At 67.1% G+C, this 20781-nt stretch carries 24 protein-coding genes and 1 tRNA gene; 20 read left to right on the top strand and 5 right to left on the bottom strand.

The genetic code is table 11. The features are described 5' to 3' along the window. The 13 genes from HTZ84_RS01830 (at position 1) to HTZ84_RS01890 (ending at position 11905) form a co-directional block, all read left to right on the top strand. Complete coding sequence (locus HTZ84_RS01830) at positions 1-282, top strand: hypothetical protein (protein ID WP_174679119.1); 282 nt, start codon at positions 1-3, stop codon at positions 280-282. Next, positions 279-1700, top strand: coding sequence for a 3-isopropylmalate dehydratase large subunit (leuC, locus tag HTZ84_RS01835; RefSeq protein WP_174679120.1), 1422 nt, complete (start codon positions 279-281; stop codon positions 1698-1700). Before HTZ84_RS01830 ends, leuC begins: the two co-directional genes overlap by 4 nt. Beyond that, positions 1697-2386: a 3-isopropylmalate dehydratase small subunit gene (leuD, locus tag HTZ84_RS01840; RefSeq protein WP_174679121.1), complete on the top strand. Its 690-nt coding sequence runs from the start codon at positions 1697-1699 to the stop codon at positions 2384-2386. Before leuC ends, leuD begins: the two co-directional genes overlap by 4 nt. A gap of 186 nt (positions 2387-2572) precedes the next feature. Next, the gene (locus HTZ84_RS01845) at positions 2573-3487 is read left to right on the top strand and encodes a DMT family transporter (protein WP_174679122.1); all 915 of its coding nucleotides are present in this window, start codon (positions 2573-2575) and stop codon (positions 3485-3487) included. A 75-nt stretch (positions 3488-3562) separates the two neighbouring features. Further along, positions 3563-4543 (top strand): 3-isopropylmalate dehydrogenase, encoded by a 981-nt coding sequence (gene leuB, locus HTZ84_RS01850; protein ID WP_174679123.1) that lies wholly within the window; start codon positions 3563-3565, stop codon positions 4541-4543. Between the two features lie 243 nt (positions 4544-4786). Continuing rightward, entirely contained in the window at positions 4787-5560 is a 774-nt protein-coding gene (glpR, locus tag HTZ84_RS01855) for an HTH-type transcriptional regulator GlpR (RefSeq protein WP_174679124.1), read from the top strand. Continuing rightward, entirely contained in the window at positions 5550-6458 is a 909-nt protein-coding gene (pfkB, locus tag HTZ84_RS01860; RefSeq protein ID WP_174679125.1) for a 1-phosphofructokinase, read from the top strand. The genes glpR and pfkB overlap by 11 nt, the downstream gene beginning before the upstream one ends. Positions 6459-6569: 111 nt before the next feature. Further along, entirely contained in the window at positions 6570-7748 is a 1179-nt protein-coding gene (locus tag HTZ84_RS01865; RefSeq protein WP_174679126.1) for a PTS fructose transporter subunit IIC, read from the top strand. Between the two features lie 45 nt (positions 7749-7793). Continuing rightward, complete coding sequence (locus HTZ84_RS01870) at positions 7794-8264, top strand: PTS sugar transporter subunit IIA (protein WP_174679127.1); 471 nt, start codon at positions 7794-7796, stop codon at positions 8262-8264. Continuing rightward, positions 8264-8557: a phosphocarrier protein HPr gene (gene ptsH1 / locus HTZ84_RS01875; RefSeq protein ID WP_012943901.1), complete on the top strand. Its 294-nt coding sequence runs from the start codon at positions 8264-8266 to the stop codon at positions 8555-8557. The genes HTZ84_RS01870 and ptsH1 overlap by 1 nt, the downstream gene beginning before the upstream one ends. A gap of 4 nt (positions 8558-8561) precedes the next feature. Then, positions 8562-10283, top strand: coding sequence for a phosphoenolpyruvate--protein phosphotransferase (gene ptsP, locus HTZ84_RS01880; RefSeq protein ID WP_174679128.1), 1722 nt, complete (start codon positions 8562-8564; stop codon positions 10281-10283). Further along, a complete protein-coding gene (locus HTZ84_RS01885; protein WP_174679129.1) occupies positions 10280-10723 on the top strand; it encodes a PTS fructose transporter subunit IIB in 444 nt (147 codons plus the stop codon). Before ptsP ends, HTZ84_RS01885 begins: the two co-directional genes overlap by 4 nt. Before the next feature lie 96 nt (positions 10724-10819). Continuing rightward, entirely contained in the window at positions 10820-11905 is a 1086-nt protein-coding gene (locus tag HTZ84_RS01890; protein WP_174679130.1) for an alpha/beta hydrolase, read from the top strand. A 6-nt stretch (positions 11906-11911) separates the two neighbouring features. On the opposite strand, the gene HTZ84_RS01895 is transcribed toward HTZ84_RS01890, so the two are convergent. The 4 genes from HTZ84_RS01895 to HTZ84_RS01910 all read right to left on the bottom strand — a co-directional run bounded on the left by HTZ84_RS01895 (position 11912) and on the right by HTZ84_RS01910 (position 14517). Beyond that, entirely contained in the window at positions 11912-12778 is an 867-nt protein-coding gene (locus tag HTZ84_RS01895) for a hypothetical protein (protein WP_174679131.1), read from the bottom strand. Between the two features lie 122 nt (positions 12779-12900). Next, a complete protein-coding gene (gene dph5 / locus HTZ84_RS01900; RefSeq protein ID WP_174679132.1) occupies positions 12901-13689 on the bottom strand; it encodes a diphthine synthase in 789 nt (262 codons plus the stop codon). Positions 13690-13763: 74 nt separating this feature from the next. Then, a complete protein-coding gene (locus tag HTZ84_RS01905; RefSeq protein WP_254611692.1) occupies positions 13764-13934 on the bottom strand; it encodes a hypothetical protein in 171 nt (56 codons plus the stop codon). A 118-nt stretch (positions 13935-14052) separates the two neighbouring features. After that, positions 14053-14517 (bottom strand): Rieske (2Fe-2S) protein, encoded by a 465-nt coding sequence (locus tag HTZ84_RS01910; RefSeq protein WP_174679134.1) that lies wholly within the window; start codon positions 14515-14517, stop codon positions 14053-14055. Positions 14518-14642: 125 nt separating this feature from the next. On the opposite strand from HTZ84_RS01910, the gene HTZ84_RS01915 reads away from it, so the two are divergent. Both HTZ84_RS01915 and HTZ84_RS01920 read left to right on the top strand, forming a co-directional pair. After that, positions 14643-15674: a class I SAM-dependent methyltransferase gene (locus HTZ84_RS01915; protein ID WP_174679135.1), complete on the top strand. Its 1032-nt coding sequence runs from the start codon at positions 14643-14645 to the stop codon at positions 15672-15674. A 93-nt stretch (positions 15675-15767) separates the two neighbouring features. After that, positions 15768-15841, top strand: a tRNA-Thr gene (locus HTZ84_RS01920). 243 nt (positions 15842-16084) lie between these two features. Here HTZ84_RS01920 and HTZ84_RS01925 read toward each other — a convergent pair. Next, positions 16085-16849, bottom strand: coding sequence for an ABC transporter permease (locus HTZ84_RS01925; protein ID WP_174679136.1), 765 nt, complete (start codon positions 16847-16849; stop codon positions 16085-16087). 126 nt (positions 16850-16975) lie between these two features. Here HTZ84_RS01925 and HTZ84_RS01930 point away from each other — a divergent pair, with 126 nt between their 5' ends. The 5 genes from HTZ84_RS01930 to HTZ84_RS01950 all read left to right on the top strand — a co-directional run bounded on the left by HTZ84_RS01930 (position 16976) and on the right by HTZ84_RS01950 (position 20651). Then, positions 16976-17362 (top strand): CopG family ribbon-helix-helix protein, encoded by a 387-nt coding sequence (locus HTZ84_RS01930; protein WP_174679137.1) that lies wholly within the window; start codon positions 16976-16978, stop codon positions 17360-17362. Between the two features lie 231 nt (positions 17363-17593). Continuing rightward, complete coding sequence (locus HTZ84_RS01935; RefSeq protein WP_174679138.1) at positions 17594-18118, top strand: Lrp/AsnC family transcriptional regulator; 525 nt, start codon at positions 17594-17596, stop codon at positions 18116-18118. 156 nt (positions 18119-18274) lie between these two features. Further along, complete coding sequence (locus HTZ84_RS01940) at positions 18275-18538, top strand: hypothetical protein (protein ID WP_174679139.1); 264 nt, start codon at positions 18275-18277, stop codon at positions 18536-18538. Between the two features lie 518 nt (positions 18539-19056). Continuing rightward, positions 19057-19998, top strand: coding sequence for an HTH domain-containing protein (locus tag HTZ84_RS22720; RefSeq protein WP_254611693.1), 942 nt, complete (start codon positions 19057-19059; stop codon positions 19996-19998). Then, positions 19941-20651, top strand: a complete 711-nt coding sequence (locus HTZ84_RS01950; protein ID WP_174682514.1) for an SDR family oxidoreductase — start codon at positions 19941-19943, stop codon at positions 20649-20651. The genes HTZ84_RS22720 and HTZ84_RS01950 overlap by 58 nt, the downstream gene beginning before the upstream one ends. Positions 20652-20781 lie beyond the last annotated feature (130 nt).

Below are 20781 nucleotides of genomic sequence, written 5' to 3' on the forward strand. Positions count from 1 at the left end.
ATGAACGAGAACGAAACGACATCCGAGACGATGGCCGACGTCAGCCACACCAACCCCTACACGGGGGAGACGGTCGGTCGGCTGTTCAGTCGCGGGCCGACGGTCGTCGCCGACGGCGGGACGGACGGCCGCGAGCGAGCCGCGACCGACTCGAGCGAACGCACGGACGAGCAACCGAACGACACGATGGCGGACGTGGATCACACGCCGCCACAGGACGCCGAAGACGCGAACCGCGTCTTCGAGCGCGGACGGGACCACCCCGTAGAGGACGAGGAATGAGCGAGGGAACACTGTACGACAAGGTCTGGGATCGACACAAAGTCACCACGCTGCCGACGGGACAGGATCAGCTGTTCGTCGGACTCCACCTCATCCACGAGGTCACGAGTCCGCAGGCGTTCGGGATGCTCCGCGAGCGCGACCTCGAGGTCGCCTATCCGAAGCTGACTCACGCGACGGTCGACCACATCGTCCCGACGGCCGATCAGTCCCGACCCTACGAGGAGGACGCGGCCGAGGAGATGATGGCCGAACTCGAGCAGAACGTCCGCGAGGCGGGCATCGAGTTCTCCGACCCGACGACGGGCGATCAGGGGATCGTCCACGTCATCGGCCCGGAGCAGGGACTGACCCAGCCCGGCAAGACGATCGTCTGTGGCGACAGCCACACCTCCACCCACGGCGCCTTCGGCGCGCTCGCGTTCGGGATCGGCACCAGCCAGATCCGCGACGTGCTCGCGACGGGCACGGTCGCGATGGAGAAACAGAAGGTCCGCAAGATCCAGGTCGACGGCGAACTCGGCGACGGCGTCGAGGCCAAGGACATCATCCTCGAGATCATCCGTCGTCTGGGCACCGAGGGCGGCGTCGGCTACGTCTACGAGTACGCCGGCGAGGCCATCGAGAGCCTGGGGATGGAAGGCCGAATGTCGATCTGTAACATGTCGATCGAAGGCGGCGCCCGCGCGGGCTACGTCAACCCCGACGAGACCACCTACGAGTGGCTCGAGGAGACGGACTACTTCCGGGAGAACCCGGAGAAGTTCGAGGAACTCAAACCGTACTGGGAGTCCATTCGCTCCGACGAGACGGCAGAGTACGACGACGTCGTCCACATCGACGCGAACGAACTCGAGCCGGTCGTCACCTGGGGGACCACGCCCGGCCAGGGCGTCGGCGTCACCGAGCCGATTCCGGCCCCCGAGGACCTGCCCGAAGACAAACAGGATACGGCCCGACGCGCTCAGGAACACATGCGCGTCGAACCCGGCGACACGATGGAGGGCTACGACATCGACGTCGCCTTTCTGGGTTCCTGTACGAACGCGCGCCTGCCCGACCTGCGACGTGCCGCCGAGATCGTCGAGGGACGGCAGGTCGACGATGACGTCCGCGCACTGGTCGTCCCCGGCAGCCAGCGCGTCCAGGAAGCCGCTGCGGAGGAAGGGCTCAAAGACATCTTCGAGGAGGCCGGCTTCGAGTGGCGAAACGCCGGCTGTTCGATGTGTCTCGGTATGAACGAAGACCAACTCGAGGGCGACGAGGCCAGCGCCTCGTCCTCGAACCGGAACTTCGTCGGCCGACAGGGCTCGAAAGACGGTCGCACCGTCCTGATGAACCCGCAGATGGTCGCCGCGGCGGCGATCACCGGGGAAGTCTCTGACGTGCGCGAACTGAAGGAGGTGACCTCGGTATGAGTGACGAAGTCGAGATTCCCGAGGTCACCCGCGTCTCCGGATCGGGCGTCCCGATTCGGGGCAACGACATCGACACCGACCAGATCATCCCGGCGCGGTTCATGAAGGTCGTCACCTTCGACGGACTGGGCGAGTTCGCGTTCTTCGACGTCCGGTTCGACGACGACGACAACCCCAAGGACCACCCGATGAACGAGGACCGGTTCCAGGACTCCTCGGTGATGGTCGTCAACAGCAACTTCGGCTGTGGCTCCTCGCGCGAGCACGCGCCCCAGGCCCTGATGCGCTGGGGCATCGACGCGATCATCGGCGAGAGCTTCGCCGAGATCTTCGCGGGCAACTGTCTGGCGCTGGGGATCCCGACCGTCACGGCCGACAGCGAGACGATCCAGGACCTCCAGGACTGGGTCGACGAGAACCCCGACGGCGAGATCGACATCGACGTCGAGTCCGAGGAGGTCACCTACGGCGTTCCCGAATCGGATGATTCGGGTGCTAATCAGAACTCGGAGAGTTCTGATGCTGGGCGAACGATCGACGTCACCGTCGACGACGCCCAGCGCAAGGCCTTAGTCGAGGGCGTCTGGGACACGACGGCGCTGATGAAGTCCAACGCCGGCGAAGTTCGGAAGAAGGCCGCGGAGCTTCCCTACGTCGAGGACGCGGCGATTCCGGACGCCGAGTAACTCGCTCGAGACGCTCGTTCGCCGTTTTTCCGTTTCCGAAACCCAGCCAGAGACATCTCGATTTCGCGCTCGTCCGGCCTGATCCCCGCTCGAGCGCTCGAGGTCGAGCGATTCGCTATCACACCGGAAGCGGCAGATCCGTGCCGGCATCGCTACCGCTTTCGGCGCCAGTCCGCAACGACGGGTATGTCTCGGAACCGCGATATCGCGATGTTTCTGTCCTTGGCCGTGCTGTGGGGTTTCTCCTTTCCGGCGATTTCGGTCGGCCTCGAGTCGCTCCCGCCGTTGCTCTTCGCGGCCGCCCGGTACGATATCGCCGCCGTCCTGTTGCTGACGGCGGCTATCGTCCGAGTCGAGAAGTGGCGGCCGACCGCCCGAAACGACCTCGCGGCGGTCGCGGGCGGCGGCGTCTTCCTCATCGCCGGGAACGGGCTGCTCTTCCTCGGCCAGCAGACGGTCCCCAGCGGCGTCGCCGCGATCCTGCAGGGACTGGTGCCGATCCTGACCGCGCTGTGGGCGATCCCGCTGCTGGGCGAGCGGCTCTCGGGGCTCGGGGCCGTCGGCGCCGCGATCGGCTTCTTCGGCGTCGGTCTGGTCGTCCAACCCGATCCGGGGAACCTGCTGGCGGGCGACACCGGCGCGCGGCTGCTCATCGTCGGGCAAGTCTGCAGCGTCGCGCTCGGCGGCGTCCTGATCCAGCGGGCCGGCCCGACCCTCGAGCAGCTGCCGCTGGTCGGCTGGTCGATGCTCGTCGGCGGCCTCGTCCTCCACGCCGTCAGCCTCGGCGCCGGCGAGGGTCCGGGCGCCGCCGCGATCGGTCCCGTCTCGCTGACTGCCCTGCTCTACCTCGGGGTCTTCGCGACCGCCGTCGCCTTCATGATCTACTTCACGATCCTCGAGGAACACGGCGCGTTCGAGGCGGCGCTGATCGGCTACCTGGTGCCGATCGTCGCGACCGCCGCGGGCGTCGTCCTGCTCGGCGAGTCGATCGGCGCGCTGACGATCGCGGGCTTCGCGCTGGTCGCCGTCGGCTTCGCCCTACTCAAGCGCCGAACCATCGCCGACGCGGTGGGGCTCTCGACGGGCGTCGGCAGTCCGTGATTCGAGGCGGTCACCGATCGCCGACGCGATGCCCGTATCGATACCCTCTTTTCGCCGCCGCAGAGAGGGGTGAGTATGACTCACGAGATCGCCGTCATCCCGGGCGACGGAATCGGACAGGAAGTCACCCCCGCCGCGGTCGACGTGCTCGAGTCCCTCGAGATCGACTTCGAGTTCACCGAAGCGGACGCGGGCGACGCGGTGAAAGAAGCGACCGGCGAGGCGCTGCCCCAGGAGACCTACGATCTGGCGGCGTCGGCCGACGCGACGCTGTTCGGCGCGGCCGGCGAGACCGCGGCCGACGTCATCCTGCCGCTCCGGACCGCCGTCGACTCGTTCGTCAACATCCGACCCGCGAAGGCCTACCCCGGCATCGACGCCGTCCGACCCGAAACGGATCTGGTCTTCCTCCGGGAGAACACGGAGGGCGTCTACTCGGGGATCGAGGATCGGCTGACCCAGGACGTCTCGACGCTGACTCGCGTCGTCACCGAATCGGCCTCGGAGGACCTCGCCGAGTTCGCCTGCGACTACGTCTCCGACGGCGACCACGACGGCTTCACAATCGCCCACAAGGCCAACGTCATGCGCGAGACGGACGGCCTCTTCCGCGACACCGTCAAATCCGTCGCCGACGAGAAGGGCGTCGAGACCGACGAGGTGCTGATGGACGCCTTCGCGACGCGGGTCTGTCTCGACCCCGAGCAGTTCGACGTCGTCGTCTGCCCGAACCTCGCGGGCGACGTGCTCTCGGATCTCGCCGCGGGACTGGTCGGCGGACTCGGCCTCCTGCCCTCGGCCAACGTCGGCCCCGAGCGCGGCCTGTTCGAACCCGTCCACGGCACCGCGCCCGACATCGCCGGCGAGGGCGTCGCGAACCCGGCCGCGACGATCGTCTCCGCCGCCATGCTGCTCGAGTACCTCGGCTACGACGAGGAGAGCGACCGCGTCCACGAGGCCGTCGAGGACACCCTCGAGAACGGGCCGCGGACGCCCGATCTGGGCGGCGACGCGTCGACCGAGGACGTGACCGACGCGATCATCGAGCGACTGTAACGGCGCTCGAGTCGCGGGCGCTCGATCGCGCGTTCCTCTCGTTATTCGCAGGCTGACTTTCGTTTCTGTATTACGGTTCGTCGCCGTTTCGAACGCTCGAGATGCGTATTTGCGGTCGAAGTTCACCGGTCTGTTTCCGACCCGTATTGTATTCGTCCTCTACGATCAGAAACGATCACGAATACCGGCATAAACAAATAAAACCGTGCAGGACGCAGGTAGATCGGAAGACCACCCAGGCACATGTTACCCGAACAGCGCAAACGGACGATCGTCGAACTCGTGTCGGAGCGGGACGGTTGCTCCGTCGAGGAGCTATCCGCCGAACTCGACGTCTCGAAGGCGACCATCCGGCGGGATCTGGACGCCCTCGAGGAGGAGCGCCTCGTCGAGCGATCCCACGGCGGCGCCGTCCCGGTGACGGCGGTCGGACGCGAGCAGACGTACGTCCAGAAGGAAGTCCAGAACCTCGAGGCGAAGACCGCGATCGGCGAGCGCGCCGCGACGGAGATCCACGACGGGCAGGTCGTCTTCTTCGACTCGGGGACGACGACGATGCAGGTCGCAAAGCGGGCGCCGACCGAGACGGCGTTCATTCCGGTGACGAACTCGCCCCTGCTGGCGCTCGAGCTCGGGAAGAACGCCGACGACGTCAAGCTCACCGGCGGGACGCTCCGCCACCGGACGCGGGCGCTCGTCGGTCCCAGCGCGGAGGCGTTCATGGATCGGACGAACTTCGACCTGCTCTTTCTGGGGACGAACGGTATCGCCGGCGACGGGAGCCTGACGACGCCGAACGAGGACGAGGCCCGGATCAAGGAGCTGATGGTCGAGAGCGCCGAGCGGGTCGTCCTCGTCACGGACGAGACCAAATTCGGCGAGCGGAGCTTCGTCGAGTTCGCGTCGCTCGCCGACGTGGACGTGCTGGTGACCGACGCGGAACCGGCCGGCGAGATCGAGGAGGCCTGCGCGGCGGCCGACGTGACCGTCGGCGTGGAGGTGCCGGATGATCGCTAGCGTGACGCTCAACCCGGCGGTCGACTACACGGTCGAGCTCTCCGAACCGCTGACCGACGGGGCCGTCGCCCGCTCGGACGAGCACCGCTACGACGCGGGCGGCAAGGGGATCAACGTCTCGAAGTACCTGACCGAACTCGGCGTCGAGACCGTTGCGACCGGCGTCGCCGGCGGCTTCCTCGGTCGCTCGCTCCTCGAGCGACTCTCCGCGGCGGCGATCGACGCCGACTTCGTCGAGATCGACGGCGAGACGCGGCTCAACACCACCCTCCTCGGCCCCGACGGGGAGTACAAGATCAACCAGAACGGCCCTCGGATCGCTCCGCCGGCGATCGAGGAGATCGTCGACACGCTTCGGGAATACGATCCCGAGACGGTCGTGATCGCCGGCAGTCTGCCGCCGGGAACCGGTCCCGAGACGATCGACCGCCTGGCCGCGGCCGGCCCCTGGGAGACGGTCGTCGACGTCGGCGGGGCGACCCTCGCCGACCTCGAGGCCGAGTACGCGCTCTGTAAACCCAACCACGAGGAGCTCGCGGCGGCGACGGGGCGGCGCGTGGACGACGTGCAGTCGGCGATCGCGGCCGCCGAGGAGCTACAGACTGACGGGTTCGAGCGCGTCGTCGCGTCCCTGGGCGCCGACGGCGCGATCATGGCGACGCCCGACCGAACGCTGCGCGCGCCGGCGGCGGACGTCGACGTGGTCGACACCGTCGGAGCGGGCGACGCCCTGTTGTCGGGCGTGCTCGCCGCTCGGACCCGCCAGGAATCGGACGCGGTCGCGCTCAGATCGGGCGTCGCCGTCGCTTCCCGGGTGGTCTCGGTGTCGGGGACGCGAGCGCCGTCGCTGACGGGGCTCCGGGACGAACGCGAGTCGATCAGCGTCTCCGCGTACTGATCGCCGCTCCGAATATCCGATCGAAACCATATTTCGAATAAATTCGATCTAAAACAAACATATTCGAAACCACTTTTGCAGCCGCTGTCGAAGAACTGCGGCAGAGATAGCATGGAAAACGATGTAGAATCACGACTCCGCGCCCACCTCCTCTCGGTCAAGGAGGATCTGATGACGGGCGTGTCGTTCATGATCCCGTTCGTGACGATCGGCGGGATCTTCCTCGCGCTCGCGTTCATGGTGGCGGAGCTGCCGTGGACGGCCGGCAACACCGAGACGGTGTTCGAGGAGACGGGCTCGATCGCGTGGTACATGGCCCAGATCGGCGATCTCGGGCTGACGATTATGATCCCCGTCTTGGGCGGGTACATCGCGTACGCGGTCGCGGACAAGCCCGGTCTCGCGCCCGGGTTCATCCTCTCGTGGGCGATCCAGCAGGAGGCGATCATCGAGGCCGCCGGCCTGGTCATCGGATTCGAAGCCGACGGAGCCGCCGCCGGCTTCCTCGGGGCGATCGTCGCCGGGCTGCTCGCCGGCTACGTCGCTCGCTGGATGAAGGGATGGTCGGTGCCGTCGGTCGTCTCCCAGATGATGCCGATCCTCGTGATTCCCGTCTTCACGACGCTGCTGCTCGCCCCGATCGTCATCCTCGGACTCGGCGTCCCGATCGCCATGATCGACGACGCGCTGACGTCCGCGCTCGAGGGGATGCAGGGGTCGAACGCCATCCTGCTCGGGGCGATCCTCGGCGCGATGATGGCGGTCGACATGGGCGGCCCGATCAACAAGGTCGCGTACGTGTTCGGGACCGTCCTCGTCGCGGACCAGATCTTCGCGCCGATGGCCGCCGTGATGATCGGCGGGATGGTCCCGCCGCTGGGCCTCGCGCTCTCGAACTTCATCGCGCCCCAGAAGTACTCCGCGGAGATGTACGAGAACGCGAAGGCGGCCGTCCCGCTCGGCCTCGCCTTCATCACCGAGGGAGCGATCCCATACGCCGCCGCCGACCCGCTCCGGGTGATTCCGTCGGCAGTTCTCGGCAGCGCGACGGCCGGCGCGGCCGCGCTCTGGCTCGGCGTGACGATGCCGGCGCCCCACGGCGGCATCTTCGTCGTGATCCTCTCGAGCAGCGCGCTGCTGTTCCTCGCCTGCATCGCGCTCGGAACGGCGGTCACCGCGACGGTCGCCACGCTGATCAAGCCCGACTACCACGAGCGCGTCGCCGGCGCCGAACCAGCGAAATCCGTAACCGATTCCGGACAGACGAACGCAGGACAGACGAACGACTGACTCCCCGACGCAACCCTCACCGTTCAACACCATAGCGATCATACGATGACTGTGTCCGAACCCACGATCGACGCCGTACTGACCCCCGAACTGATCACGCTCGAGGAACCGCCCGAAGAGAAGGCGGCCGCGATCGAGTTCCTGCTCGACCGCGCGGTCGACGCCGGCCGGGTCACCGACCGCGAGGCGGCCCTCGAGGCGCTGCTCGCCCGCGAGGAGGAGACGACGACCGGCGTCGGTATGGGAATCGGCATCCCGCACGCGAAGACCGACGCGGTCGCAGAGCCGACCATCGTCTTCGCGCGCTCCTCGGCCGGCATCGACTTCGACGCGATGGACGGCGAGCCGGCGACGCTGCTGTTCATGCTGCTCGTCCCCGCCGAGGGCGGCGAGGACCACCTCGAGCTCCTGAGTTCGCTCTCGCGGGCCCTGATGCACGACGACGTCCGCGAGCGCCTCCACGAGGCCGACTCGAAGGCGGCGATCGAGGAGACGATCACGGAGGCGGTCGCGTGATGGAGCGCACCGTCACCGTGGTCCCCGAGGACGGGCTCCACGCGCGGCCGGCCGCGAAGTTCGTCGAGACGGCGACCGAGTTCGACGCCGACGTGCGGGTCGCCCCGGCCGACGGGGACGACCCGGTCGACGCGGCGAGCATGCTCGCCGTGACCAGCCTCGGCGTCGCCAGCGGCGAGGACGTCCGGCTGATCGCCGAGGGCGACGACGCCGAGGCGGCCCTCGACGACCTCGAGGAACTGCTCGCGACGCCCGAGACCGAGTCCGCGGCCGAATCGAGTTCGGGGACCTGAACCGATGGCCGCCAACGAGTCCGCACCGCGATCGCACGCGGGAACCGGCGTCACGCCGCTGTCCGGCGTCGGCAGCGCCGTCTGGTACGATCCGAACGCCGATCTCGAACTCGGCGAGCCGCCGGCGGCCGAAGCGGTCGACCCGGACGCCGAACGCGAGCGGTTCGAGGACGCCCGCGACCGCGCCCGAGCGGAACTCGAGCGCGAGCGCGAACGGACCGCCGAGCGCGTCGGCGAGGACGAGGCCGCGGTGTTCGACGCCCACAAGCAGTTCGTCGACGATCCGCAGATCATCGACGGCGTCGAGGCGGCCGTCGACGACGGCCTGCCCGCCGAGCACGCGGTCGACGCCGCCTTCGAGGACCCCATCGCGCAGTTCGAGGGGATGGACGGCCGGATGGCCGAGCGCGCCGACGACCTCCGCGACGTGCGGGACCGACTGCTGCGGCTGCTGACCGACGCGGATCGCGTCGACCTCGCCTCGCTGTCGACCGGTTCGATCCTGCTGGCCGAGCGACTGACGCCGAGCGACACCGCCCAGCTCGATCCCGAGCGCGTCGCCGGCTTCGCGACGATCGAGGGCGGCCGGACCTCCCACGCCGCGATCTTCGCCCGCTCGCTGGGGATCCCCGCCGTCGTCGGCGTCGGCGACGACCTCGAGTCGATCGACGACGGCACCGACGTGCTGGTCGACGGCGAGGACGGGACGGTGATCGCCGATCCGACGCCCGACCAGCGCGAGCGCGCGGCCGGCGGTCGCGACGTCGAGATTCGCGAGGAGCCGGTCGCGACGGCCGACGGGCGCGCCGTCGAGGTCGCGGCCAACGTCGGTACTCTCGCGGAACTCGAGGGCGCCGTCGCGCAGGGCGCGGACGGGATCGGCCTCTTCCGGACCGAGTTCCTCTTTCTCGACCGCGAGGCGCCGCCGGACGAGGACGAGCAGTTCGAGGTCTACCGCGAGGCGCTGGCGGCGTTTCCCGAGGGGCGGGTCGTCGTGCGGACGCTGGACGTCGGCGGCGACAAGCCGATCCCCTACCTCGAGACGCCCGACGCGGACAACCCGTTCCTCGGCCAGCGGGGGATCCGCCGCTCGCTCGGTCCCGACGCCGACCTCTTCGAGACCCAGCTCCGGGCGCTGTTGCGAGCGGCCGCCGCCGAATCGGGGACGCTCTCGGTGATGTTCCCGATGGTGGCGACCGTGCCGGAGCTCGAGGCGGCCCTCGAGACGGTCGCGGACGTCGCGGCCGACCTCGAGTCCGAGGGGATCGAACACGAGCGGCCGGAGCTGGGCGCGATGATCGAGACGCCCGGCGCCGCCTTCATCGCCGAGGAGCTGGCCGAGCGCGTCGATTTCCTCAGCATCGGCACGAACGACCTCACCCAGTACGTGATGGCCGCCGCCCGGGAGAACGAGCGCGTCGCCGACCTCCGAGATCCCTGCGAGCCGGCCGTCCTCCGGGCGATCGAACGCACCGTCGCGGCCGCCGACGCCGGCGACGCCTGGGTCGGGATGTGCGGCGAGATGGCCGGCGATTCCGACCTGGCGCCGCTGCTCGTCGGGCTCGGGCTCGACGAACTCAGCATGAGCGCCGTCACGATCCCCGAGGTGAAGGCCGCGATCGCCGACCTCGAGACCGACGCGGCCGAAGCGCTCGCGAACCGAGCGACCGATGCGGCTACCAGAACGACCGTGTACGAGCACGTCAATACCACCACAGACCAATGAAATTCGTCGCAGTAACGTCCTGTCCGACGGGTATCGCACACAGCCAGATGGCGGCCGAAAACCTAGAGCAGACCGCGACCGATCTCGGCCACGAGATCGACGTCGAGGTCCAGGGCGCCATGGGTCAGGAGAACGAACTCTCGAGCGACGCGATCGCCGAGGCGGACGCGGTGATCATCGCCGCGGACACGTCGGTGAATCAGGATCGCTTCGAGGGGAAACCGGTCGTCACGGCGCCGGTGAAAGACGCCGTCAACGACGTCGAGGACCTCCTCGAGCGAGCAATCGCGGCGGCCGACGGCGAGGGGGCAAACGCCGAATCGACGCAGCCGGCGGACGCGGCCGGTTCAGGCACCGAGACGGCCGATTCGGGCGCGCCGCGCCGGGGCGGCGACCCCTCGAAGGGACTGTTCGCCAGACTCAAGCGACTCCTCTCCTGAGCGGGGCGACGCTGGCCGGCGTTCGCCTCGGCGGTTCGCCGCAGTGACACTTCTGCAACACCGACACCTATCACAGTCGCCGTGATACCCCCGGCCATGCCTCGAGACGACACCCTCGCCGGCATCGAATCGCACGTCGCCGACACCGACCGCCTCGAGACCCACTACCTCGAGGCCGGCGCCCCGGACGGGGCCGCCGAGGCCGACGGAACCGTCGTTTTCATCCACGGGAACGTCTCATCGTCGCGCTTTTTCGAAGACGTGATGCGCGAACTGCCGGCCGGCTATCGCGCCATCGCGCCGGATCTACGGGGGTACGGCGACTCCGAGACGAAGCCGATCGATGCAACTGACGGCCTCCGGGACTTCGAGGCGGACCTCCGCGCGCTGTTTTCCGAACTGGACCTCGAGGAGCCCGTGACGCTGGTCGGCTGGTCGAACGGCGGGGGCGTTGCGATGCGGTACGCGATCGACAATCCCGAGGCGGTCGATTCGCTCGTCCTGGTCAACCCGCTCTCGCCGTACGGCTTCGGCGGGACGAAAGACGAGGAGGGAACGCCGTGTTTCGACGACTACGCCGGGTCAGGCGGCGGTCTGGGCAACGAGGGGTTCGTCGCGGGACTCGCCGAACGGGACCGCGGCGAGGAGGGGCAATCCTCGCCGCGGAAGGTCCTGCGGACGTTCTACGTCGATCCGAGCTACGTGTTCGACGAGGAGCGCGAGGAGTCGTACCTGACGGGGATGCTCGACACCGCGACCGGCGACGAGCACTATCCCGGCGACGCGGTCGAGAGCGAGAACTGGCCGGGCGTCGCGCCCGGGGAACGCGGCGTGAACAACGCCATCTCGCCGAAGTACTGCGACCTCGCGGCGATTACCGATATCGACCCGGGCGAGAAACCGCCCGTCCTGTGGATCCGCGGCGACTCGGACCAGATCGTCTCCAACGAGTCCGTCTTCGACGTGGGCACGCTCGGCCGGATGGGACAGGTCCCCGACTGGCCCGGCGAGGACGTCTTCCCGCCCCAGCCGATGGTCGACCAGACCCGGGCCGTCCTCGAGGACTACGCCGACGCGGGCGGCGAGTTCGAGGAGGTCGTCTTCGGGAACACCGGCCACGCGCCCCACATCGAGGTTCCCGGCGACTTCCGCGACGAACTCGAGGGCGTGCTGGACGGCTAACGGCGGTCAATCGAGCGGGTTCGTTCGGGCTTTTGCTCCGTCGGCCTCCGCTCCGTCCGCCCCCGCCTCCGCCTCGTCCGCCTCCGCCTCGTCGCGTTCGCTGCGCATCGTCCGGAGCGTCGAGAGGCCCCGTTTTCGGGTGACGCCCTTCGAGAGGCGGACGCCGTCGAAGGTTCCCTCCCAGGACTCCTCGCTCACGCCGAGGTGGTCCATGTAGTACGCGAAGGCGCCGAGCCACGCCAGCACGGCCGTGAGGACGAGAAACGAGAGCACCGAGACGATCCTCGAGGTGCCGGCGGCACCGACCGCGATCCCGGCGGTGACGTAGACGAGCGAGGCGATCACCATGAGGACGGTGATCGTCGCGAACATGTCGTTGACGGCCGTCACCCGCGCGTTGTACTCGATCCAGCGGCCGTAGCTGCGCAGCAGGCGCTCCTCGAACTGCGCCGTCCCGGCTCGCGTCTCGGGGTCGGCTCGAGCCGACGCGAGCGCGACCTCGACGGCGTCGGTGTCGACGCCGCCCCGGAGGTTCGACGCGGTGTAGGTCACTCCGGCGAGTCCCGTCGAGACCAGCAGGAGTACCCCGCCGGCGATCGTAAAGAGGTTCGCGAAGGCCATGATGTGGATATCGGTCTGGAAAACGATCGAGCCGCCGGTGACGACCAGCCCGATCAGCAGGAGGTTCGCCTTCAGGATCTCGATGGCCTTGGCGTCGATCTCCTGGAGGCGCTCGACCTGGTAGTCGAACGTCCGCTGGAGTTCCTCGCGGGCGACGGCGACCGTCTCCGCGTCGAGGTCGTTCGTTCCGTCGGTCGCGGTGCCGATCGCCTCGTCACCGGCCGATTCGTCCGTTCGCTCCCGACCGCTCATGGATCAGGACAGCCGCCGGGGCCCTAAATAGTCACGCGTTCGACGCGCTCGCGTCACTGGCAGACCGACGGATCCGCTCGCGTCGCGTCAGTGCGCCCGGACGACATCGCTCGCGATCCGAGTCAGTGCGTCTCGAGCGCGTCCCGATCGGCGTCGGCGAGTTCGACCAGCGCGTCGGCCTCGAGGGCGTGACACTCGCCGGGAACGACGAGCAGGTGCAGCGGATCGCCGAACTCCCGCTCGGCGAGTTCCGACACGGTTCCGGCCGCGACGAGCGGATCAGGGCTGCCGGCGCGAGCGACGACGACGCCGACGAGGTCGGGATACGCTTCGGCGAGCAGGTCGGCGCCGACGTCGGCGGTCATGTACTCGTCCTCGTCGGTGAGTTCGTGATCGACTTTTATATCGAGGTAGACGACCGTGTGGAGGCCGTCCTCCCGGTTCGCGTCGATCGTGTCCGTCACGCTCGCCGGCAGGCCGTCGGCGCCGTGGGCGTAGGGGAAGGGGAGGGTGGTCGCCTTCCCGAAGCGGTAGTTCTGGAGCCCGGTCAGGGAACTGGCGGCCGTCTGGGCCGTGACGCCGTGGATCACCCGCGTCTCGATCCCGCGGTCGTGGGCCCGCAGGCGGAGGTCGACGTGGGTCGTCGAGATCATCGTGTCGCCGGCGGTCAGAAAGGCCACGTCCTCGCTCTCGGCGGCCTCGAGGATGTCGTCGGGGTGCTGTTCGACGCCCGCGCGGTCGCGGACCTCGACGTCGACGTCGTGGGCGGACTCGAGGTCCGCGGCGGTCGCGCCGAGCAGCTTGCTGGTGTAGAACTCGGCGTAGGCGCGGTCGGCGTTCCGGAGGGCGTCCCGGCCCTCGACGGTGATCGACTGCTCGTCGTAGAGTCCGAGACCGATGAAGGTGAGCATGGACGCTCGTAGTATCAGCGTCCGGAATACGCTTTCGAGATTTCGAGACGGCGGTCACCGATCGCGCCGCCGTCTCAGCGGAGCCGTCGGTACGCCCGCAGGAGCAGCGACGCGGCCGTTCCGATACCGGGGATCCGCGAGGAGAGCGCGGCCGCGACGAGGAGCACCAGACCGCTTCCGCGGTGTCCCTTCGAGAACTCCCGTATCGCGTCTATCAGGGTCGTCACGACGCTGACCTTCCTCATCAGTCCCGATCGATCGTCCGTTGTCGACGACATCTGTATCGGACTGAGCGACGACCGCGACGGGGAAAAGACGGCGGGTTGCGCTTGCCACGCGGGGGCCGTCCGCGGCGAACGAGTCTCAGAACCCGATGTGGGACGTCGAGGCGGGCCCGTCGTCGCCGTCGCCCTCGTTATCGTCGATCCCGCCCTCGCCGACGAACGTCAGTTCGTCGTCGGTGAGCACGATTCGGCCGTCGTTTCGGACCGAGACGTCGACCGACGGGAGCGTCGTGTCGGCGGCCTCGCCGTTGTCGCAGTAGCCCGAACAGGAATCGAACATCGAGCCGTGTTTCGGACAGATGATCCGGCCCTCGCGCATCGGGACGCCCCGGCCCGTATCGAAGCGCTGGGCTTCGTGCGTACAGCGGTTGATCCACGCCTCGACGCCGCCGTCGGTCGACGCCGGACCGCCGGTCGAGCCGCTCTCGTCATCGTCATCGCAGGGAACGAGAATCACTTCGTCCAGTTCGCCGTACCGGTCCCGCACCGTGAACAGCCACGATCCCTCCTCGCGGACCGTCTCCGCGGTCGTCAGCGCTCGCATACTGACCAGTACCGGCGGCGGCCTGAAAACTGTCACTCCGGCGTCCGCGGCTCGAGTCTCGATCTCGGCGTCCGACGGCGCGGCGAAACGTCACCGTTACGGCGGTTCGACGGCTTCGTCCGGGTATGGAAGTGCCGTGCGTCCGCGCGCCGCGCGAGGAGGGGGAAGCCACGCGTCAGCGACTCGCGGACGCGGACCTGATCGACGACGAGTACGAACTGACCGTCGACGACGGCAGCCTCTACATCCCGGTCACCGACCCCGACGCGGTTCCCGCGGAGTTCGAGCTCGTCTCCCGGACGCTCGAGGAACGGGAAACCCAGACCACCCCGACCGATCTGCTGGGGTTCGAACCCACCTACGAGCGGCTCGGCGAGGCGGCGTTGCTCGACGAGGACGATCCCGAGCGCGCTCGCGCGATCGCCGATGCGATCTGCGAGTCGGATCTGCCCCTCGAGACGGTCCTCAACAAGGCCTCGAAAGTGAAGGGGGAGACCCGCGTCCGCGACTGGGAACTGCTCGCGGGCGCGAACACGGAGGTCGTCCACCGCGAGTACGGCTGCGAGTTCCTGCTGGATCTCGCCGAGGTGTACTTCTCGCCGCGGCTGGCGACCGAGCGCAATCGAGTGGCAGAGCAGGTAACCGAGGGCGAGCATGCGTTCGACATGTTCGCCGGCGTCGGGCCGTTCGTGATCCCGTTCGCGAAGCGCGGCGCCGACTGCGTCGGCGTCGACGTCAACCCCGACGCGATCGACTACCTGCGCGAGAACGCGCGCCGCAACGGCGTCGAAGACCGGGTGACGGCGATCTGTGATGACGTCCGCAACCTCGTTGCGGGCTCGTCGCGCGAACGGTGTGAGTGCGACGGCGTTCGCGAAGTGGCGCCCGAGTACGAGGGCTGGGCCGACCGCGTCGTGATGAACCTCCCCCACAGCGCCGACGAGTTCCTCGAGGCCGCCGTCACCGTCGCGGGCGACGACTGCGTGCTCCACTACTACGACATCCAGCACGAGGACGACCCGTTCGGTCCGGGCGAGCGGGCGATCCGCGAGGCCGCCGAACCGGAATACGACGTTTCGGTGGAGACGGAACGGGTCGTTCGCTCCTACGCGCCCCACGAACTGAACGTCTGTCTGGACGTCCGACTCGAGCGCTGACTCGAGGTGCGGGATCCCATCGCACGGCCGCAACGATTCGCAATCCTTATGGCTGGTATCGGCCCTACGATTAAACGCGCACCGCGACGGTGTGCCGGTGTAGCTCAGACTGGCAGAGCGAATCCTTCGTAAGGATTAGGTCGAGGGTTCAAATCCCTCCACCGGCTCTTTCTGTTCGAACGATAGTGGGAACGAAAGAGCGACTGGTGGGATTCGAATCAGGGAGGAGCTTCGCTCCGACCGTGGTTCACAATCCCCTCCACCGGCTTTCTTCCGTCGGTTCGAAGCGAATTCCGGTAACCGCTGCATTTGAAGCCTTTTCGGTGAACCGCTTCGCGATACCAGTTGCACAGTGACAACTGAACACGGACTGGCGCTGAAGAGAGGACGGTGGTCAGGACGGGGAGTCCTCAGAAGATTCCGAGAATGAACGTCAGTCCCATGCCCACCAGCACCGTCGCCGTCAGCAACGGCAGGTACGGCGTGTACCGGTCGACCGTTTCGCGGTGGCGTTCGTAGCCCGCGATCAAGAGGAGCGTCGGAATCAGGATCGCAACGATCACGACCAGCGAGTAAATCAGCATCAGTTCCAGGCAGTAGGCCGTCCCCGTACAGATCGCCAGAATCTGAATCGGCTCCTCGTGGGCGAACCCCAGCAGGAGGGCGGTCGTCCCGAGGGCCGTCAATCCTCGTTCAGCGTCTTCGTCGCTCAAATGACGATGCCCGCCGCCGAACAGTCGCTCCCGAATTCGGGTCAGTCTCCCGCGCTGGGAAGGGGTTTCCGAATGGTCGTGCTCGTGTGAGTGATCGTGTTCGTGAGTGTGTGTATGAGCGTGGTCGTGGTGTGGCTCATCGTGACCGTGACCGCGTCCCGACCCGTGTCCGCCGTTCCGATATTCGTGAATGCCCAGTAGAATGAGGATGACGCCTGCGAGATACCGCATCCACGGGCCTTCGGCGAATGCAGCGAAGCGACTGAACCAAAAGTACGCCACTACCAGTACGACGCTACTGATCAGATGTCCGACCCCGAGAACGAGTCCTGCTACCGTCCCGTAGAGCCACGTCCGCGAGCGATTCAACCCGTAGGTCGCAGCGATCGGCCACCCGTGATCCGGGAGCACGCCGTGGATAAATCCGATCGTAACGACACCTGCAACGAGACCGAAATCCATGCGGAATTCTCGGGAGAGACGGCACAAAAACCCTGTTAGCACCGATTGGAGGGGATCGTAATACCCCGGTCAGCGTGAAAAACCACAGCACCCATTCGTTCACCCCGCGAAGTTCGCTGTAACCAGATGCGTACCAGTTTCAATATTCCGGACGACTTACTCGCGGAGTTCGATCAGACGTGGCAGACCGAGGAGTTCGACTCCCGCTCGCGAGCAGTTCGGGAAGCGATGCAGGAGTACATCGAGGCCCACACCGAACTCGAGACCGTCTCGGGCGAAGTGACCGCTGCGCTCGCGTTCGATTATCAACACGAGCGCGTGATCCGCGAACTCCACGGCGTGCAACACGATTTCCAGGACGTGATTACGACGACGAGCCACACGCACGAAGGCGATTGGTGTCTGGAAACGATTTTCTGTCGCGGCGAGGCGGCCCGCGTTCGCAAACTCGTGTATCGACTCCGAGATTTCGACGCCGTGGGACAGGTGAAAGTCCTGTTACTTCGGTCGTGAATATCCCCGTAGTTGTGTCGAGTGTCCGGGTACCGACGAGACGAGCGATGCGAGTTCTCGGTTACGCTGCCGGCGGCCGAGCGAACCGCAACGCCTCCAGATACCTCCGTCTCCGAATCCGGCAGCCGCCGCATCCCGCGACGGCGATCGCGTTCGGGCGGCGGACTCGACGAATCCGAATCCGTCTAGGCAGGCAGAGACGACAAGGGAGACAGGATTGTTGATCGTCACATGTGCGCGTCGGCAGAATACACCCCGCTCGACGAGACGGATCGGAAAATCCTCCAACTCCTACAGCGCGACGCGCGGAACAAGACCGCGGTCGAAATCGGGGAGCGGATCGGCGTTTCGGACGGCACCGTTCGGAACCGCATCAGAAACCTCGAGCAACGGGGGATCATCGAAGGCTACGTTCCGATCATCAACTACGAGGAAGCCGGCTATCAACTCGAGATCCGCATCACGTGTACGTCCCGGATCATCAACCGACAGGAACTGGCGAACGAGGCGCTCCAGATAGAAGGCGTGGTCGAAGTAGAGGAGTTGATGACCGGTCGCGAGAACATCGAGGTGACGGCGGTGGCGCCGAAACACGACGACGTAACGCGCATCGCCCAGACGCTCGATACGCTCGGACTCCAGGTGGAGAGCGAGGAACTCATCCGGCACCACTACTTTCGACCGTTCAATCACTTCGGGAGCGAATCCGTGGCCGACGACGAGAGCGAGTCGGACGCGAACCACGAACTGTCCTGAGCGAGTCACCAGCGTCGGGTTTTGACGATCGTAACGCAATGAGATTTAGATAATCGAATCCGATATAGCTTCGATAATCTAAATACCTGCGCCAGTTCGGTACGAGAATAGAAGCTCTCAGGAAGAGTTTATAACCGTCGAGTGGATTGAGGTGGTATGGAACGTAGCCAGCACGCGATCACTCATCCCGTTGGAGAGCAGTTTTCGCTGGTCACCGACACCGATCTGTTGGAATTCCTTCTGCGTTATCGGACTATCGAACCGGGCGCTCTCGAGGCGGCTATCGACGGAACGAGTGCAGGAACGATGTCCCCCGAATGTTCGGGCGACGCCGGTACCGGCGCACCTGGCAGTACCGTTCGCGTGTCTGCGGAGATCACTGACCAGTTAGCTCGAGTAGAGCCGGCGAGAGGAAGCTGATTGACGGTCGTATGGACACGTACATCGAGTGCGACGAGTGCGGCTTCGTGCTCCTCTCTGAGAGCGCTTCCGAACCGCTCCCGAAGCGGGTTGATTCGTGCCCCGGCTGTGGCGGAACGAGTTTTCGATTCACCATGGGCTAACTGCGTATCCGGCGGCGCTCGCCCTCGGGAGGTCGGTACGGCGCGATTCGGGTGAGTGCATCCGCGCCACATTCGTGCATCGTCCGACAGTAAACACCAAACTTGTTTGGGAGTACAATCTTGCCGATCGAACGCCTAGAAGCGATCGCAGGGAATCCGGATCGAGATCCGGGTTCGCCCGCCGCGGTTGGCCGCAGTCGGCGGCCACTCGTGGACATCATCCACTTCCGACCGATCCGTAACGCGATACCCGCGCCGAGAGCGGTCGCTCTTCTCGCGAACTCCAGCAGCTGCTGGGTCTATCGAAGTTGACACTTCTGCCGATTCTGCGATCGCTCGTCGAGGAGGGCCGCGTTCGGTCCACGGAGGTCGGCTATGCCTGCCGGTGAGGTCGAATCACCGTTCGCGCCGGTCCTCGATATCGATTCGACCGCGAGTCTCCGGGTCGACTGTTACGTTCGGGGGAGCGTTCCGCCGGCCATCACGGCGACCATCGACGACGTCGTCGAGCGGCTCCGAGACCTCGACGAACGTGACGTGATCGACGACCACCGGGTGACCCACTGGCCGCCCGAGTACCGCTCGGCCGCCGGATCGACCGGCGAAAACGGGTCGACCCGCGACGAACTCGTCGCCGAGTTCGAACGCTGGGCCGCCCGGAAGGGCCACTCGCTCGAGCCGGCGTTTCGCCGACAGGCGGTTCCGCCGTCGCCGTTCGACGCCGACCTCGACGAGCCGCGCGAGCGAGTTCGGGTTCCGGTCGTCGCGCTGGCGATCCGAGGTCGAGTGGCGGACGCGACGGTCGTGGACGCCGTCGACGCGGACGCAGCGTCGATTCGAGGGGTCGTCCCCTATACGGAACGACCGTCGGCGGAGCGGTCGCGGACGTACACCGTCAACGACCTGCTCGCGACCGTCGAAGCGAACGGAAACGGCGTTCACCTGGGGACGCGCCAACGCGAGGGGCCGACGCCGCTGGGGGCCGCCACCTCGCTCGAGCCGGCGTTTCGCCGACAGGCGGTTCCGCCGTCGCCGTTCGACGCCGACCTCGACGAGCCGCGCGAGCGAGTTCGGGTTCCGGTCGTCGCGCTGGCGATCTCCGAGGTCGAGGCGGACGCGACGGTCGCGGACGCCGTCGACGCGGACGCAGCGTCGATTCGAGGGGTCGTCCCCTATACGGAACGACCGTCGGCGGAGCGGTCGCGGACGTACACCGTCAACGACCTGCTCGCGACCGTCGAAGCGGAAACGGCGTTCACCTGGGGACGCGCCAACGCGAGGGCGCTCGAGAACTCGGGCGGTACGGCGCGACCGTGATCGTCAACTACCGGTCCTCGGAGGCCGACGCCCACGCGGTCGCCGACGCGATCACCGAGGCCGACACCGACGGCACGGCCCATCCGGTACGGGCCGACGTCACCGACCGCGGCGCGGTCGACGCGATGCGCGACGCGGTCGCCGACGCGTTCGGCCCGATCGACGTCCTCGTCAACAACGCGGGCATCACGGCCGACCGCACGTTCGCGAACATGACCGCCGAGGACTGGCACCGCGTCGTCGACGTCTCGCTCAACGGCGCGTTCAACTGCACGAAGGCGTTCTACGACGACCTCGAGGCAGCTCCGAACGGCCGGATCATCAGCGTCTCGAGCGTGATCGGCAAGCAGGGGAACGTCGGTCAGGCGAACTACGCCGCGGCCAAAAGCGGCCTCTTCGGCTTCACCAGGTCGCTCGCGCTCGAGTTGGCCGGAACGGGGACGACGGCCAACTGTATCGCGCCCGGGTTCACGCGGACGGAGATGATCGAGTCCATTCCCGAGACCGTTCGGGACGACCTGCGCGCGGACATCCCGCTCGAGCGGTTCGCGACCGTCGAGGAGATCGCCGGGCTCGTCCGCTATCTCGCGAGCGAGCAGTCGGGATACGTCACCGGCGAAGTTATCGACGTCAATGGCGGAATCGACCTCTAAGCGGCGGCTCGGTGTCGGACCGATCGTGGCGATCGGCGAGAATCTCGACAGTGCTCGTTTTCGAACCGATAGATCTGGTGGGTCGCCGTCCGGGACCGATGGCCGATCGACGACCGGACGGCGGGCGGTC

This window comes from Haloterrigena gelatinilytica (assembly GCF_013342145.1).
Classification (GTDB): Archaea; Halobacteriota; Halobacteria; order Halobacteriales; family Natrialbaceae; genus Haloterrigena; species Haloterrigena gelatinilytica.

Coding starts and splice junctions, on each gene's coding strand:
- HTZ84_RS01830 (WP_174679119.1), top strand. CDS start 1: ATGAACGAGAACGAAACGACATCCGAGACGATGGCCGACGTCAGCCAC.
- leuC (WP_174679120.1), top strand. CDS start 279: ATGAGCGAGGGAACACTGTACGACAAGGTCTGGGATCGACACAAAGTC.
- leuD (WP_174679121.1), top strand. CDS start 1,697: ATGAGTGACGAAGTCGAGATTCCCGAGGTCACCCGCGTCTCCGGATCG.
- HTZ84_RS01845 (WP_174679122.1), top strand. CDS start 2,573: ATGTCTCGGAACCGCGATATCGCGATGTTTCTGTCCTTGGCCGTGCTG.
- leuB (WP_174679123.1), top strand. CDS start 3,563: ATGACTCACGAGATCGCCGTCATCCCGGGCGACGGAATCGGACAGGAA.
- glpR (WP_174679124.1), top strand. CDS start 4,787: ATGTTACCCGAACAGCGCAAACGGACGATCGTCGAACTCGTGTCGGAG.
- pfkB (WP_174679125.1), top strand. CDS start 5,550: ATGATCGCTAGCGTGACGCTCAACCCGGCGGTCGACTACACGGTCGAG.
- HTZ84_RS01865 (WP_174679126.1), top strand. CDS start 6,570: ATGGAAAACGATGTAGAATCACGACTCCGCGCCCACCTCCTCTCGGTC.
- HTZ84_RS01870 (WP_174679127.1), top strand. CDS start 7,794: ATGACTGTGTCCGAACCCACGATCGACGCCGTACTGACCCCCGAACTG.
- ptsH1 (WP_012943901.1), top strand. CDS start 8,264: ATGGAGCGCACCGTCACCGTGGTCCCCGAGGACGGGCTCCACGCGCGG.
- ptsP (WP_174679128.1), top strand. CDS start 8,562: ATGGCCGCCAACGAGTCCGCACCGCGATCGCACGCGGGAACCGGCGTC.
- HTZ84_RS01885 (WP_174679129.1), top strand. CDS start 10,280: ATGAAATTCGTCGCAGTAACGTCCTGTCCGACGGGTATCGCACACAGC.
- HTZ84_RS01890 (WP_174679130.1), top strand. CDS start 10,820: ATGCCTCGAGACGACACCCTCGCCGGCATCGAATCGCACGTCGCCGAC.
- HTZ84_RS01895 (WP_174679131.1), bottom strand. CDS start 12,778: ATGAGCGGTCGGGAGCGAACGGACGAATCGGCCGGTGACGAGGCGATC.
- dph5 (WP_174679132.1), bottom strand. CDS start 13,689: ATGCTCACCTTCATCGGTCTCGGACTCTACGACGAGCAGTCGATCACC.
- HTZ84_RS01905 (WP_254611692.1), bottom strand. CDS start 13,934: ATGAGGAAGGTCAGCGTCGTGACGACCCTGATAGACGCGATACGGGAG.
- HTZ84_RS01910 (WP_174679134.1), bottom strand. CDS start 14,517: ATGCGAGCGCTGACGACCGCGGAGACGGTCCGCGAGGAGGGATCGTGG.
- HTZ84_RS01915 (WP_174679135.1), top strand. CDS start 14,643: ATGGAAGTGCCGTGCGTCCGCGCGCCGCGCGAGGAGGGGGAAGCCACG.
- HTZ84_RS01925 (WP_174679136.1), bottom strand. CDS start 16,849: ATGGATTTCGGTCTCGTTGCAGGTGTCGTTACGATCGGATTTATCCAC.
- HTZ84_RS01930 (WP_174679137.1), top strand. CDS start 16,976: ATGCGTACCAGTTTCAATATTCCGGACGACTTACTCGCGGAGTTCGAT.
- HTZ84_RS01935 (WP_174679138.1), top strand. CDS start 17,594: ATGTGCGCGTCGGCAGAATACACCCCGCTCGACGAGACGGATCGGAAA.
- HTZ84_RS01940 (WP_174679139.1), top strand. CDS start 18,275: ATGGAACGTAGCCAGCACGCGATCACTCATCCCGTTGGAGAGCAGTTT.
- HTZ84_RS22720 (WP_254611693.1), top strand. CDS start 19,057: ATGCCTGCCGGTGAGGTCGAATCACCGTTCGCGCCGGTCCTCGATATC.